The organism is Gluconobacter oxydans DSM 3504, assembly GCF_000583855.1.
Taxonomy (GTDB): domain Bacteria; phylum Pseudomonadota; class Alphaproteobacteria; order Acetobacterales; family Acetobacteraceae; genus Gluconobacter; species Gluconobacter oxydans.
Window position 1 is genome coordinate 2432546 of sequence record NZ_CP004373.1, and the last position, 13634, is coordinate 2446179.

A 13634-nucleotide genomic window follows, 5' to 3' on the forward strand; every position below is an offset into this window, starting at 1 on the left:
CATGTCCGATATCGAAGTTCTGGCGCATCACGCCTGTTTTGACGGCTCCCTGCGGTTTGTCCGGCACAATTCGCAGGCGCTCGGTGTTCCCGCGACGTTCGGAATCTTCCTGCCGAAAGAGGCGCTTGCGGGGCAGAAAGTCCCCGTCATTCATCTGCTGGCCGGACTGACCGCCACGCAGGAGACGTTCCTCATCAAGGCCAATGCCATCCGCTTTGCCGCCGAACATGGCATCGCACTTGTCGCCCCGGACACGTCCCCGCGCCATACGGGCATCAAGGGCGAGGATGACAGTTACGATCTTGGATCGGGGGCCGGCTTTTATATCGACGCCACGTCCGAACCCTGGAGCCATCACTACCGGATGGAGACCTATGTCGGCGAGGAACTACCCGCGCTGACGGAGCGGCTCTATCCGTTGGACGGCGCGCGGCGCGGCATTATGGGACATTCCATGGGCGGCATGGGCGCACTGCTTCAGGCGCTGAAATATCCCGATCGCTGGAAGACCGTCTCGGCTTTCGCGCCGATCTGCCATCCGAGCATCGTGCCCTGGGGGCAGAAAGCGTTTGATGCATATTTCGGCGGTGATCCGGCGAAATGGCAGAGCTGTGACCCCACGCTTCTGCTGCGTTCAAGGCACACGCATCCGTCCACCATTCTCGTGGATCAGGGGCTGATGGACCAGTATCTGGCAGATCTCTGCCCCGATGCGCTCGAAGCTGCGGCCAGGGAAGGCGGACAGTCCCTCGAACTGCGCCGGCATGCCGCGTATGACCATTCCTACTGGTTCGTGCAGAGTTTCATTGCGGACCATCTGACCCATCATGCCAAGGGACTATCTGCGTGAAGCGTTCTGTTCTTGCCGCTCTTTTCCTGCTGGGAGGCTGCGTTTCGCAGGCTCCAACCGGGCCTTCGATCACACCCACGGCCCATACCGATTTCCGACATGACACGCTGGCGCTGACATGGCAGCCGGGTTTCTGTGCTTCGGGTGCAGGATGTGAGTGGGACCAGACCCATCGGATTTCGATCGGTCTGCACGGGCTGTGGGCGTCCGAACCACATGCGCTGGAAGCGCAGGGGGTGCCGGTGCAGGAGTGGTGGTCCAAGGGGTGTGATCTCTACGATCACAACGACACCCCGCCGCAGCTTCTGCCGACAACGGTTGAGGCGCTCCGGGGTGTTGTGCCGCATCTGAAGAAGCCGCTTTACGTGCATGAATACACGAAGCACGCCCGCTGCTTTGGCTATGATGCGGACCGCTTCTTCATCACGTCCATGGAAATGCGGGACCGGTTCGCGGCCTCGGCTTTCGGGCTGTGGCTGGCGCAGCAGGCCGGATTTCAGGTCAACCGCGATGACATGCTGGCCACCTTCGCGCGTCTTATGAACGTCCGGGACAGCCGGGCGCTTCAGGTTCGCTGCGAACCGGCCCATAACGGCCAGATGGTGCTGACGCAGCTCTGGTTCACGCTGGATCCGAAGAAGCTCTCGCGCTTCCCCTATGAAGGCGCCTATCTGTCCTCACCGGACGACCAGAACGGCTGCCCGGCCACGTTCCTCGTGCCGGGCTGGACGGCGCCGTCTGCGGCTGATCAGCGGCCGTAAAGCTCTTCGGCGCTGATTTCGGGCTGCGAGGTGTCGCGCAGCCCGTCCGGCGTCACCCCGTGATAGAAACAGCTCCGGCGCCCGGTGTGGCAGGCCACGCCGGTCTGGTCGACGATCATGAGAACGGCATCCATATCGCAGTCGAGCCGGGCTTCGATAAGCTTCTGCTGCTGGCCCGAGGTCTCCCCCTTGCGCCACAGCTTCTGGCGGCTGCGGGACCAGTAACAGACCCGGCCCGTCAGCAGCGTCTCGCGCAGGGCGTCTGCGTTCATCCAGGCCAGCATCAGCACCACGCCATCCGGCGCCTGTGCGAGCGCGGAAATCAGACCGTTCGCGTCGAACTTCACCTGCGCGATGATGTCATCGACGATGGACGGGGCAGGGGGAACATAGGTCACGAACGCATCTCCTCGGGAAACCAGACGGGCCAGACTACAGAAAGTGGCTGTCCATTGCATGTCAGGTCCGATGCGGACCAGGCGTCACGTCGCAGCATGGCGAGCGCCCGATTGCCGCTGCGGGAGCGGATGTCGCCCACTTCACGCTCACCGGAAACGATGATGCCGCCTTCGTCGGGGAACGTGCCCTCCGACAGGACAACCGGTAGGAGGCGGCGTTTGACGAGGCCGCGGTAATGGGTGCGGGCGGTGAGTTCCTGCCCCATATAGCAGCCTTTTTTCCAGGACACGCCGTGCAGCAGGTCCATGTCGGCTTCGAGCGCCAGTGTCTGCTCGCTTTCAAAATCCATGACGTCTGGCAGGCCCAGCGTCAGACGCCGTTCCAGAAATGCAGGCGCCGTCTCACCGCCCTGGGCGGGTTCCGTCACGACCGCCCGCCATCCAGCCCCCTCGCAGCGCGGGTCGGGGGCACTCGTGAGGACGGTTTCCGGAACCGCGTGGTCTTCCGCGCCGGTGATGACCTGAAAAGGCGTGTTCTCGATCTGCACGTCCGCGCGCAGACGGAAGCGGGAGAGGCGCTTGACGAGCATCTCCGCGTGATCGGCCGGACAGTCCATCAGGATGCGGTCAGGCGTGGCATACAGGAAGAATTCGCTCAGCCAGCGTCCCTGCGGGGTGAGCAGCGCGCTCCAGACGGCTGTCGTGTCCGTCAGGTTCTGGACGTCATTGGTGATGAGTCCCTGAAGAAAGCTGGCGCGGTCCGTTCCCGTAAATGACAGGACGGCGCGGTGAGAAAGATATTCGTGCATGTGAGACACCGCTGTTCCGACGGCTTCCAGCAAAACCACCCTGCTGGAAAAGCGCCCGACCATAGCGGGCAAATCCGTCATCCGCCATCTCTGTGTCGGGCTGGAATGCGTGGAAGACCTCTGACCGGATTATGTGGAAACAGTAAACTTCGGACGTGCAGGCGTGTTTCAGTTCATGGCTGCGGGTTGCAGTCTGGTAATAGTCGGAGGATATTGGCCTATCGCGGTAGTACGGCCCTGTTCCGCGACCCCGTCTCTGTTCGGAGTGAAAGAACGTTGTCAGCCGCAGAAATCGTGGATCCCACCCAGAGCCCTGCCAGTGACCGGCGAAGGATATTCCAGATCCTGGGTCCTCTCGTGGGCGTGCTTCTGGTCATCGCCGCGATTACAGGCATCAGCCTTCACAATTACCAGACGACCCGCAAGGGCGCGATTTCGCTCTCTAACGATCTTCTGCGCAGCCAGCAGCGCTATGTGACACAGGAGGTCAGCGACTATCTCGCCCCGGCCTCCATTGGTGCCCTGATCGCGCAGGACATGTTCCGCGATCCGCTGACGAATGCCACGCCTGACACGTTCATGCTCTATGGCCGCTCCATCCTGACGCATACGCCGCAGGTGGACAGCTTCTATATCGCGAATGATCAGGGCCAGTTCTGGATGATCACGCGGCACGGTCAGGACGGGTTCGAGCAGACCCATTTCCAGACCGATGACGGCAAGCAGGTCTATCATCACGTCTATACGGACAAGGACGGCAACGTTACGGGTGAAAGCTCGGACCCGGCGGAGGGCTACAATGTCGTCACCCGCCCGTGGTTTGCCAAAGCCGTCAAGCATCAGAACGACCCGGAACGGCAGCTCCACTGGACTGATCCCTACGCCTATATTTCGACCCATCAGTTCATCATCACGGCCTCGCTCGCCTTTGACGGACATGACGGGCACAAATCGGTCTTTGCGATCAACATTTCGCTGAACCAGCTGACCTCGTTTCTCAACAAGCTTCAGGTCGGGCGCAGTGGACAGGCGGTGATCGTGGACATGCACGGCCAGATCATCGCCGGGCACAATGTCGCCGCCGGGCAGGATCCCAAGACCTTCGATCCGGGGAATGTGTTCCTCGATCCCAAGACGCAGCCCGTCTTTATTCATGCGCTTAATCGTTTCCGGATCAAGGGACCGGGTACAGGCGTGGTGCAGGCGAGGGGCAAGAATTACGTCACCATCGCTTCCGAACTGCCCTTCGTGCATCGGCACTGGGTGCTGCTGCTGAATGCGCCGGAAAGCGATTTTGCCGATTTTGCCCAGACGGCCCGGCGGCAGAATATCGGGTTCTCGCTGCTGGTCGTCGGACTGGCCTCGGTGCTGGCGCTCGCGCTGGTCGCGCAGGGGCGGCATGTGGAACGTCTGAGAAAGCGGCTCCAGCGGGGGCGGGATCAGGTCAAGGCGGAGAATGCCTCGCTGCTGGAAATTGCCAGCACGCCGGACCTGTTCGATCCCGCGCATGAAGTCCCGATCCTGACGGAGGCCCTGACAGCCCGGACCAGCGCACGGCGTGCCAGTCTGTGGCGCCTGCTGCCGGATGGCGACCGTCTGCTCTGCGAAGATGCTTTCGATCCGTCGCGCGACGTGCACAGCACGGGCGTCGAGATCAGCCGGCGGGACAATGGCAAGCTGTTCGAGGCTCTGGACGAGGGGCATACCCTGTCGATCGCGGATGCCTCGCAGGACGAGCGCACCCAGAACTTCCAGCGTGTCATCATGCGGGCCGTGGGGGCAAATACGCTGCTATTCCAGCCGGTCCGCAACGCGCACAAGACCGTTGGCGCGATCGTGCTGGAAGATCCCGGCCAGCCGGAGACGATGGAGCACATCATCGCCATCGTGGGCTCCATCGTGGCTCTGCGTTTTGCCAAACCGTTCGATGCGGCGGGGGGCGAAGGGCCCTCCGGTCTGGCGATACCGGCAGAAAAGCATGACACGCGGTTTGACGAGGGTTTTCTTCTGGAGCCGTCGGCCACGGCCGGTGAGCCGGTTGCGGCGGGTGTGTATCCGCAGGTTCCGGTCATGGTCATTTCCTTCGTGGACCCCTATGCGCCGGATCGTGACAGCATCGCGCGCGCCATGAACGTCATCCGCACGCTCAGTCTGGAAATCCAGAAAATCGCGCGTGACAGCGGACTGTTCTCCGTTCAGGTCGTAAGCAACCGGCTCGTCCTCGTGGGCGGCTGTTCGCAGACGCCGGACCCGTCCGCGGCTGTGCGGCTGGCGGATGCGGCGGTCTCGATCCGTGAGGCGTGCCTGTCCTCGCTGGCCGCGGCGGATCTGGATCCCGTTTTCCGGATCGGCATGGATGTGGGTTCGGTCATGGCATCGGAGCTCGGAGAAGGGCCTTCGGTCTTCAACATCTGGGGTGATGCGCTCAATGGTGCCGAGTTGCTGACCGGCAGTTCGCCGGATGCGGGGACGATCCAGGTGTCCGAACAGGCCTATATGATCCTGCGGGAGCATTTCCTCTTCCGTGAGAGGGGAATGTTCTACCTGCCCCATAGCGGGATTACCCGCAGCTTCATTCTGGCGGGCCGTCGATGAAAGTGCTGCGCAATCTCGACCGGATCACGATGGTCCGGAGCATGCTGGTGCATCTGGGATATTTCTCCCGCACGCAGATGCGTTTTACGCTCATGATGATCGGCGCCGGCTGGGGCATCATGCGCGAGGCGACGCGGCTGACGACCTGGCGGCGGACGGTGCGGATCGAGTTCTGGGCCTCCCTGCATCAGGCTGTGGGCGGGGGCATTCTCAGCACGCTGGTGACGGCGGCGCTGACGGGTTTCGGTATCGTGGCGCAGACTGTCTACTGGCTCGGTTTCGCAGGCATGGCACAGATGACGGGCTCCATCCTCTCCACGGTTCTGGTGCGCGAGATCGCCCCGGTTCTGGTCGGCGTGATCCTGCTGGGACGGTCGGGCATGCTGATGCTCACCGAACTCGGCACGCTCACGACGGGTGGGCAGATGCGTGCCATGACGGGGATGGGGATCGATCCGTTCATCTCGTTCCTGCTGCCACGCAGTCTCGCCATGACGATCAGCGGCTTCACGCTTGGCGTTATTTTCAGCATGACGGCCCTTCTGGTCGGCTATGCCGTCTGTCGTGTCGAGGATGCGATTACGATGCCGATCTGGGCGTTTCTGGATCAGGTCGTCAGCAGCGTGAAGCCGATCGACTATTTCGTGATCCCGGCCAAGTTCATTTTCAGCGGCTATGCCGTGGGCGTGTGTTCGTGTCTGTCCGGCATGGATGTCACCACCGAGGACGACCTGTCGAGCATGCTGCCGCGCGGATTTGCACGCGGGATGCTGTCCATCATGGTCATCAACGTCGTTTTCAGCGTGTGCTTCGATGGCTGAGACTGACGATGTCTTCCCGAATACGCTGGATGCCCGGCTTGAGCTGCTGGATGCTAGGCCGCAGTTCGATGAGAGCGGTCTGGTGTCGAGCCGCTATAACCTGCGTCTCAATGCCGGCGAATGCGCCCTGATCGAGTGCCGGGACATGGGGCAGGCTGCGCTGTTTGCCGATATGTGCGTTGGCCTTATTCCGCTCGGCGATGGTCATGTCCGCTGCATGGGGCTGGACTGGGCCGATCTTGATGAACGGCGCAGCAACGCGCTGCGGGGCCGGATCGGGCGGGTCGTGATGACGGGCGGATGGGTGGACCTGTACGGGACGCACATGAACATCCTGTGGCCACAACTGCACCATACACGCATCCCGATCGACAGGCTTCAGTCCCAGGCTGTGCATCTTGCCGTCCGGCTTGGCCTGCCTGGCCTTCCGGTGATCCCGCCGAACCGCCTGTCGGCCATGGACCGCCAGCGCGCGGCCTGTGTGCGGGCCATGATGGGTGAGCCGGCGCTTCTGCTGCTGGAGCATCCGATGGAAGGGGCCTCGGCCGGGCTGATGAATGCGTTCCTGTCTCTCGTGACCGATCTGCGGGACCGGGGATGCGCGGTTGTGTGGATGGCTCCGGATGAAAGCGGGTGGGGGGATTATGCGTCCGACGCCACCATCCGCCTGCGCCTTTATGATGACGGACTGTTTTCGATGCGAGGTTCCTGATGTTTCGCGTACGCCAGACCGAAACCGCCCGTCCGCTCTTTCAGAACCGCTATGCGGATGAATGGGTCGGGCTGCTTGTCCTTGCCGCGATCGTCATGTTCTCGGTCGCCGTCGTGGAGGCCGGTTTCCTGCGCCAGTGGCTGACGCCGGAAAAGAAACTGCATTTCGTGCTCCCCGAAAGCGGCGTGGCCGGGCTTGCGATCGGCAATGATATCGAGGTCATGGGGGTTCATGCGGGTGAAATCCGGCGACTCAAGCTCAACGAGACGGGCCGGATGTATGCGGAAGGGGATCTGGACCCGCAGTTCGCCAACTTCATCCGCCAGGACAGCACGGCCATCATCCGCCATCGCCTGATCGTGGCGGGCGCAAGTTACATTGAGCTGGGCCGTGGCAAGGGCAAGCCGCTCGACTGGGATTACGCGGTCCTTCAGGCGACGGTCGAGGCCAACCCGGCGGATGTGATTACCCAGACCGTCATGGATCTGCGCAACAAGCTCGTGCCGGCCATGAACAACGTCCAGCTCATTACGACGCAGGTCAACGACATGCTGACTGACATGCGAAAAGGGCAGGGCACGATCGGCGGACTGCTGGTCAAGGATGACGTGCTCGACAAGGCCAATGCGGCCCTGGCGCATCTCGATGCTGTCATCGCGGATCTCAGACCTATTGAAAAACAGGCAGGCGGCGTCATGACGAAGGTTGATGGAACGATGGCCAATGCCAGGGCCGCCACGGCCAGCCTGCGTCAGAGTATGCCGCAGGTGCAGCAGACCGTGGCGCATGCCAATACGGCTACGGCGCAGCTTCCGGCCCTGCTGGCGCAGGCGGAGGCCAGTGCGAGCAGTCTGCGCAAGCTGACGGATCAGCTGCGCGGGTTGTGGCTGCTGGGCGGTGGGGGCAGCAGGCAGGAGCCCTCTCGTCGTCTGCCGGCACAGGCGGTGCGGCCATGAAGCGCGTTCTTCTGGCCTGCACGGGCGTGATGGTCCTGACGCTGGGCGGCTGCTCATCTTCGACCGCGACGAAGGGGCCAAAGCCCGATCAGCCTTATGAAGATGCCATGGATACCGGCAAGAGCGTCTATGGGATCGGTCAGGCCACACAGGCCGAGGCCCAGTACCGGACCGCGATGGACCGTGCCCTGATGCGCGATGATGCGCCGTCCATTCACGAGGCCGGTTTCAATCTGGCGACAGTCCTGCTGGCGGAAGACGAGCCGCAGAAAGCCCTGCAAAGTCTTGGGGAGACCGAAGCCGCGCTCAGCCTGCGCGGTGTTTCGGATACGTCCGACCTGGCCGTGATCCGCGCGGCCGCCTTGTACAGGCTTCATGACACGGTGTTTGCGTCCCAGGCTGTGGCGCGGGCGCTTCAGTCTCCGGATATGGGAATCCGTGAACGGGCGCTTTACCTGTCAGGTCTGATCGCAGCGGATCTGAGGCAGGACACGGTTCTGGCCCAGCGCGTGAATGATCTGGCGGCCTTCCGTGAAAGCAGCGCGCAGGTTGACCAGCAGGAACTGACGGCCCGTCTGAACCTGCTGCGCGGGCAGCCTGAACTGGCCAGCAGCGAGGCCCTGTCGGTTGTGAAAAGCCGCCGTGATGCGCTGGATTATCGCGGGATGCGCCGTGCGCTCACTCTGGCGGCGGATGCGGCCGAGGCGGCGGGGCATCAGCCACAGGCTGCGGCCCTTCGCCAGCAGGAAAAAATCAGCGAGCAGGTGGCGGCAAAGCAGGCTGGAGACGATGGGGCCGCGCCCAAAGAGACTTCATCTGAAAAGGCGGAACCCGGAAAGGTTACGGTGCAGGTTCATGGAACCCCGGTCGACCAGTCAGGTCTCGGCGCATCCGACTGACCGATCACAGGCTTCAGACCCCATACCTCATGAGGTCTGAAGCCTGTTGTAACGTTGTCAGAACTGGCCGCGGGTATTGCCTGCACGCTTGGCGTCCGCTTCACACATATAGGTCCCGTGGGCCGTGGCGCCGTACCAGAAGCTGCCCTGAACGTGATAGACATGCGTGGCGGTATTGACCCAGACCTGATTGCAGGTCTCGCTGTTGGGGCGGTCTGCCGCCTGTGTAACCCGGGGCTTCTCGCCTGAAGTCGTGCTGGCGACAGCATTCTCAACCTTGGGCTCCTGCGCAAGGGCTGTGCCGCCCAGAAGTCCAAGAACGAAAAAAGAAGCAAGCATCGTTTTCATGCTGAAAGTCCCTTGGCTGTAATCCTTATGGGATTTCAGATTATGTAAATGGATGTCCTGCTCCAAATCACGAACGGGTAATTACTATGTGGTAGAATAACGTTTCTGTTAAATCACAAGTAACGGATTCGTTATCTATGACTTAATATTACAGGTTCCCGAGGACCTTGAGGCCCACCAGTGTCGCATTCGGAATAATCGAGGTCTGGCCGGGGCGCATCATGTATTCAAACTCCGGCTGCGGAACGAGACCCGGCCGGATGGGGACACCGTAATAGGCTTCCAGAATGGCGGAATGGGTCTGCGGGCCGTTGACGAACGCCCCCATGGACATGCCTGCAAGCTGTCTCAGACGCTGACCGACCGTGATGGCCGGGCTCATCTGGTAATAGGAATACATTACGCCGAACCGGTCGAACGGGCGGCGGGGGATAATGCCGAGGAGTGATGCGCCGACATAGACCTGATCCGAGAACGTCGAAACGCTGGGCGTATTGTGCACATAGCCGGCGAGGATGTATCCGCCTGCCATCTGATGCTGGCCGCCCTTGCGATACACCATCTGGTCCGCTTCGATATAGAACGTGTCGCGCGGTTTTGTGGCGTCATGGAAGACTTCCTTCGCGAACATTGCCGGAATGGTCCCGAGGCGATCCGCATAAGGCGATGTGTCATGCGCAAAGCCGAGCTTGTAATGGCCGGGAAGGTTATCTGGACCGATAAAGGGCTCCCAGGTCAGTTCGATCGGAAGCATGACACCGGTTGAGTGTTCACTGCCCCAGGCCCAGCCGCTGGGATTTTCCGTCAGCGCACCGACCCGGTAGACGCCGGTTCGCAGGGTCAGGTCCCGTGTGGGTTTGAAACGCAGCGTGCCGCCCCAGTTGGCTTTCGGATAGACGCTCCAGCCCTCGTCAGCCTTGATGGCGGGCGGCGCGGAGCACTGCACCATGAACGTGCAGAGCAGCACGGACGTCGCATAGGTATGCGTCAGCGTGATGCGGCCGATATTGATGTTGAGGCGGTTATTGAAAAACGATTTTTCAAGATAGATGTCCGCCAGATGGGCTGCTGCATGGCCCGAGAGGCTGTAGACCTCGCTCAGCAGGATATGGTGGTCCCCGACATGGTCATAGGAGACCTCGCGGCCAGCACGCTCCATCATCACGGCGTGCAGGATCCAGCCATCCAGTCCGAGCAGCTTGCCCAGATCCCATCGTGTATTGAAGGTCAGTTCATGGGCGTAGGACATGCCTTTGCTGATCCCGCCGCCGACATTCGCCATGGCTTCCCCCTTGTAGGAGAACTCGAAGCTGAAGCCGCGCTCTGCCAGCCAGTTCCGGTAGGGCGAGAGCTGGGGCGCGATATGGCCGAAGGCTTCCGCCGGTACGTAATAACCGGCGGTGAGATCGCTGCGCCGCAGAGCGTCATCATTGCGATTGAGCAGCGACGAAATACTCTCCCTATCGAAAATCGCGCCCAGATGATCGGCAGATGGTGCGGGCGGATGCGCAGGGTGAGCCGGGGCTTTCTGGACGGGTGGCAGGGCGATGGCCGAGCCTGTGGAGGGCAGTTGGCGAGGCGCCGCAGGGAGAACATGCTGGGGAGCGACGGCGGATGTATCCTGAGCATGAACGGTCAGGGGAAGGGTGCCAATAGCCGAAAGAATATTAATCTGCAGGAATATTTTTAAAAAATACTTACAAGACATCTTGGTATTCTTTCCTGCGATCATAGTAAATATGGCGCGTTATTTTAAATATAGTGGACGAGCACAGAAGGCCCAATGAACGTGCATGGTGCGTTTGTGGCGTTTCATGGAAAGATAAAGTCCTTAATGAAGAAAATTCCCAATCACATAATCTGGAATTTTCTTCACTAAATAAAAAAGTATAATTTATTGTCGTGGATTTGCTCAGCCATTCCGCAACTTGCAGGATGGCTGACGCAGCTTTTCCGAAGACCGGTTTGGTACGGATTCAGAGGGCGCTTGACTGGATCAGGACCTGTTCAGGCCTGATGGTGCTCACGTTCGATGAGGGCCAGGCCTGCGGCGACCGAGACGAATTCCGATCCGCCGTCTACACGCTCCGCCCCGAAACGACGGTCGAACAGATCGCGGACAGCAGGCACGAAGGACGTGCCCCCGGTCAGGAAGACCCGGTCGATATCGTCCGGTCCAAGCCCGGCCTGAACCATGGCGTCTTCGATGGCGTCGTCCAACCGCGCCAGATCAGGCGCAATCCAGCTTTCAAAATCCGCGCGCGTGATGGTCTCTTCGATCTTCAGATCGCGGTGAATGAAGCGCAGGACGGTGCTGTCCTGACGCGACAGGTCGCTCTTGGCCTGTCCGACCGCGCGATAGAGGTTCTGGCCTTCCTGATCCTCGATCAGTCGCAGCAGGCTGCGCAGCTTTTCCGGCTCGGACGATGTCTTGGCCACATCGGCGATGTCCCGCAGGGTCTGGGGCGTGCGCATCAGCGACAGGCGATGCCAGCGGCCGAGGCTTGCGAACCATTCGGCAGGGACGGGCAGGGGCTGACCACCCATGACGCGATAGGTCGCATCGCGTCCCAGAGCCGGGGCGACGGCATGGCTGATGATGCGGTAATCGAACTGGTCACCGGCGATGCCGACACCCGAATGGCCCAGCGTTGTGACACGCTGGCTTCCATGCGGATCAAAACGCATGACCGAGAAATCGCTGGTACCACCGCCGAAATCGCCGACGAGAACCGTGGCGGGCTTGTCGAGACGCTGCATGAAGCGCCAGCCTGCGCCTTCGGGTTCAAGGACGATATTGGGCTCGGGAAAGCCTGCTTCCAGAAAGCTCTCGCGCAGACGGGTGACACCGAGCGAATCATCGGCCAGCTCGCCCGCAAACCGCACGGGACGGCCGATCGTGGCACTTACATCGCCCGGGTTCAGTCCGGCCTTGTCCATGAGCGACGTCAGGAAGCGCGCAATCAGGGCTTCAAGCGTCATGACGCTGCTGAAAACCCGCGTCTCACGGAAAGACCCCTGCGCGAGATAGGTCTTCATGGACATGATGAGGCGGCTCTCGGCCGGATCGTCCAGATAGGCCTCGATGGCGTCCAGCCCGATCGCATCCTTCATGACGCGGCGTCGTCCCTCCTGATCCATCCACAGGCAGAGCAGCGTGCGGCAGGTTTCGCTGGTCGCATGATCCGTGAAGACGAAGCGGGCAGGGTGCGTATTGCCGTTTTCATCGGCGATCACGACCACGCTGTTGGTGGTGCCGAAGTCAATTCCGACGCGGATTTTGGTCTGGTTGTGTCCGGGCGCCGTCATTGGTTCTGCTTTCTTCCGGTTTGGGCAAAGGGCGTGGGTTTAGGGAAGAAGCGGGCAAAGGCCAAGCATAAAAAAGGGGAAGCGCCCTTTCGAACGCTTCCCCTTTCAGACGTGGACCAAGGATCAGGAGACGGCCATCTCGCAGACGGCGTCTTCCGTCACGGCCGGGCGCATCGTGCCCATCTCGGCTTCGGACTGCACCATGGGCGACATGCCAAGCGCGGAGAGGAGCTGCCGATCACGGTGTTCGGCCGGGTTCGGCGTGGTCAGGAGCTTCTCGCCGCAGAAGATCGAGTTCGCACCCGCCAGGAAGCACAGCGCATGCGCTTCGTCCGTCATGTTCTCGCGGCCTGCGGCGAGGCGGACATGGCTTTCCGGCATCATGATGCGGGCCGTGGCGATGATGCGGACGAAGGTGATCGGATCGACGGCTTCGGCCTCACCCAGCGGGGTGCCTTCGACGCGGACGAGCAGATTGATGGGCACGCTCTCGGGGTGCTTGGGCAGGTTGGCGAGCGTCATGAGCAGGCCCGCGCGATCGGACAGGTCTTCACCCATGCCCACGATTCCGCCGCAGCAGACATTGATGCCCGCGTCGCGCACGTTCGAGAGCGTATCGAGGCGCTGCTGGTAGGTGCGGGTGGAAATGATGGAGCCGTAGAACTCCTCGGACGTGTCGAGGTTGTGGTTGTAGTAGTCCAGCCCTGCGGTCTTAAGGCGCTCGGTCTGCTGGGCGTCGAGCATCCCGAGCGTCACGCAGGTTTCCAGCCCGAGGGATTTTACGCCCTCGATCATCTCGCAGACGGTGTCGAGGTCATGATCCTTCGGCGTGCGCCAGGCGGCCCCCATGCAGAATCGGCCTGCACCGGCCTTCTTGGCAGCCCGTGCTTCCTTCATGACGGACTCCACGGCCATCAGGCGCTCGGCCTTGACGCTTTTTTCGTGCAGCGCGCTTTGCGGACAATAGGCGCAGTCTTCCGGGCAGCCACCCGTCTTGATCGAAAGAAGCGTGGAAATCTGCACTTTCGTGGGGTCAAAGTACCGGCGGTGCAGGGTTTGCGCGCGGTACATCAGCTCCGGAAAAGGCAGGCTGATAAGGGCTTCGACTTCGTCGCGGGTCCAGTCGTGGCGGACGTCTGGCTTGGTCGTGGTGGTGGCCGTCACGGATCAATCTCC

General features: G+C 61.5%; 13 protein-coding genes. 7 read left to right on the forward strand and 6 right to left on the reverse strand.

Going from position 1 to position 13634, the window contains the following annotated elements; genetic code table 11:
* Position 1: 1 nt before the first annotated feature.
* Positions 2-850 carry an S-formylglutathione hydrolase gene (gene fghA, locus GLS_RS10790; RefSeq protein ID WP_041112220.1) on the forward strand — a complete coding sequence of 283 codons (849 nt, stop codon included), beginning with the start codon at positions 2-4 and terminating at the stop codon, positions 848-850.
* Positions 847-1611 carry a ribonuclease T2 family protein gene (locus GLS_RS10795; protein ID WP_041112221.1) on the forward strand — a complete coding sequence of 255 codons (765 nt, stop codon included), beginning with the start codon at positions 847-849 and terminating at the stop codon, positions 1609-1611. Before fghA ends, GLS_RS10795 begins: the two co-directional genes overlap by 4 nt.
* Here GLS_RS10795 and hisI read toward each other — a convergent pair.
* Both hisI and ygfZ read right to left on the reverse strand, forming a co-directional pair.
* Positions 1599-2009 (reverse strand): phosphoribosyl-AMP cyclohydrolase, encoded by a 411-nt coding sequence (gene hisI / locus GLS_RS10800; RefSeq protein WP_024716786.1) that lies wholly within the window; start codon positions 2007-2009, stop codon positions 1599-1601. The two genes, GLS_RS10795 and hisI, sit on opposite strands and share 13 nt — an antisense overlap.
* Positions 2006-2899, reverse strand: coding sequence for a CAF17-like 4Fe-4S cluster assembly/insertion protein YgfZ (gene ygfZ / locus GLS_RS10805; protein WP_226986575.1), 894 nt, complete (start codon positions 2897-2899; stop codon positions 2006-2008). The genes hisI and ygfZ overlap by 4 nt, the downstream gene beginning before the upstream one ends.
* 195 nt (positions 2900-3094) lie before the next feature.
* On the opposite strand from ygfZ, the gene GLS_RS10810 reads away from it, so the two are divergent.
* Genes GLS_RS10810 through GLS_RS10830 form a run of 5 tightly spaced genes read left to right on the forward strand, consistent with a single transcriptional unit; the run spans position 3095 to position 8801 of the window.
* Positions 3095-5413 (forward strand): cache domain-containing protein, encoded by a 2319-nt coding sequence (locus GLS_RS10810; protein ID WP_041112222.1) that lies wholly within the window; start codon positions 3095-3097, stop codon positions 5411-5413.
* Entirely contained in the window at positions 5410-6234 is an 825-nt protein-coding gene (locus GLS_RS10815) for an MlaE family ABC transporter permease (protein WP_011253537.1), read from the forward strand. The genes GLS_RS10810 and GLS_RS10815 overlap by 4 nt, the downstream gene beginning before the upstream one ends.
* Positions 6227-6946, forward strand: a complete 720-nt coding sequence (locus GLS_RS10820; protein ID WP_041112223.1) for a P-loop NTPase family protein — start codon at positions 6227-6229, stop codon at positions 6944-6946. The genes GLS_RS10815 and GLS_RS10820 overlap by 8 nt, the downstream gene beginning before the upstream one ends.
* Positions 6946-7902, forward strand: a complete 957-nt coding sequence (locus tag GLS_RS10825; RefSeq protein WP_041112224.1) for an MlaD family protein — start codon at positions 6946-6948, stop codon at positions 7900-7902. The genes GLS_RS10820 and GLS_RS10825 overlap by 1 nt, the downstream gene beginning before the upstream one ends.
* The gene (locus GLS_RS10830) at positions 7899-8801 is read left to right on the forward strand and encodes a tetratricopeptide repeat protein (RefSeq protein ID WP_052327562.1); all 903 of its coding nucleotides are present in this window, start codon (positions 7899-7901) and stop codon (positions 8799-8801) included. Before GLS_RS10825 ends, GLS_RS10830 begins: the two co-directional genes overlap by 4 nt.
* A 57-nt stretch (positions 8802-8858) precedes the next feature.
* On the opposite strand, the gene GLS_RS10835 is transcribed toward GLS_RS10830, so the two are convergent.
* The 4 genes from GLS_RS10835 to bioB all read right to left on the reverse strand — a co-directional run bounded on the left by GLS_RS10835 (position 8859) and on the right by bioB (position 13622).
* Positions 8859-9140: a hypothetical protein gene (locus tag GLS_RS10835; protein WP_226986576.1), complete on the reverse strand. Its 282-nt coding sequence runs from the start codon at positions 9138-9140 to the stop codon at positions 8859-8861.
* Between the two features lie 157 nt (positions 9141-9297).
* The gene (locus tag GLS_RS10840; RefSeq protein WP_226986577.1) at positions 9298-10857 is read right to left on the reverse strand and encodes a carbohydrate porin; all 1560 of its coding nucleotides are present in this window, start codon (positions 10855-10857) and stop codon (positions 9298-9300) included.
* Between the two features lie 299 nt (positions 10858-11156).
* Entirely contained in the window at positions 11157-12458 is a 1302-nt protein-coding gene (locus GLS_RS10845) for an Hsp70 family protein (RefSeq protein WP_041112226.1), read from the reverse strand.
* A gap of 123 nt (positions 12459-12581) precedes the next feature.
* Positions 12582-13622, reverse strand: coding sequence for a biotin synthase BioB (gene bioB, locus GLS_RS10850; RefSeq protein ID WP_041112227.1), 1041 nt, complete (start codon positions 13620-13622; stop codon positions 12582-12584).
* Between the last annotated feature and the right edge of the window lie 12 nt (positions 13623-13634).

Excerpts from the sequence above, each read along its gene's own strand:
- GLS_RS10835 (WP_226986576.1), bottom strand. The coding sequence starts at position 9,140 with ATGCTTGCTTCTTTTTTCGTTCTTGGACTTCTGGGCGGCACAGCCCTT.
- GLS_RS10840 (WP_226986577.1), bottom strand. The coding sequence starts at position 10,857 with ATGTCTTGTAAGTATTTTTTAAAAATATTCCTGCAGATTAATATTCTT.
- GLS_RS10820 (WP_041112223.1), top strand. The coding sequence starts at position 6,227 with ATGGCTGAGACTGACGATGTCTTCCCGAATACGCTGGATGCCCGGCTT.
- GLS_RS10830 (WP_052327562.1), top strand. The coding sequence starts at position 7,899 with ATGAAGCGCGTTCTTCTGGCCTGCACGGGCGTGATGGTCCTGACGCTG.
- GLS_RS10825 (WP_041112224.1), top strand. The coding sequence starts at position 6,946 with ATGTTTCGCGTACGCCAGACCGAAACCGCCCGTCCGCTCTTTCAGAAC.
- ygfZ (WP_226986575.1), bottom strand. The coding sequence starts at position 2,899 with ATGACGGATTTGCCCGCTATGGTCGGGCGCTTTTCCAGCAGGGTGGTT.
- fghA (WP_041112220.1), top strand. The coding sequence starts at position 2 with ATGTCCGATATCGAAGTTCTGGCGCATCACGCCTGTTTTGACGGCTCC.
- GLS_RS10845 (WP_041112226.1), bottom strand. The coding sequence starts at position 12,458 with ATGACGGCGCCCGGACACAACCAGACCAAAATCCGCGTCGGAATTGAC.
- GLS_RS10815 (WP_011253537.1), top strand. The coding sequence starts at position 5,410 with ATGAAAGTGCTGCGCAATCTCGACCGGATCACGATGGTCCGGAGCATG.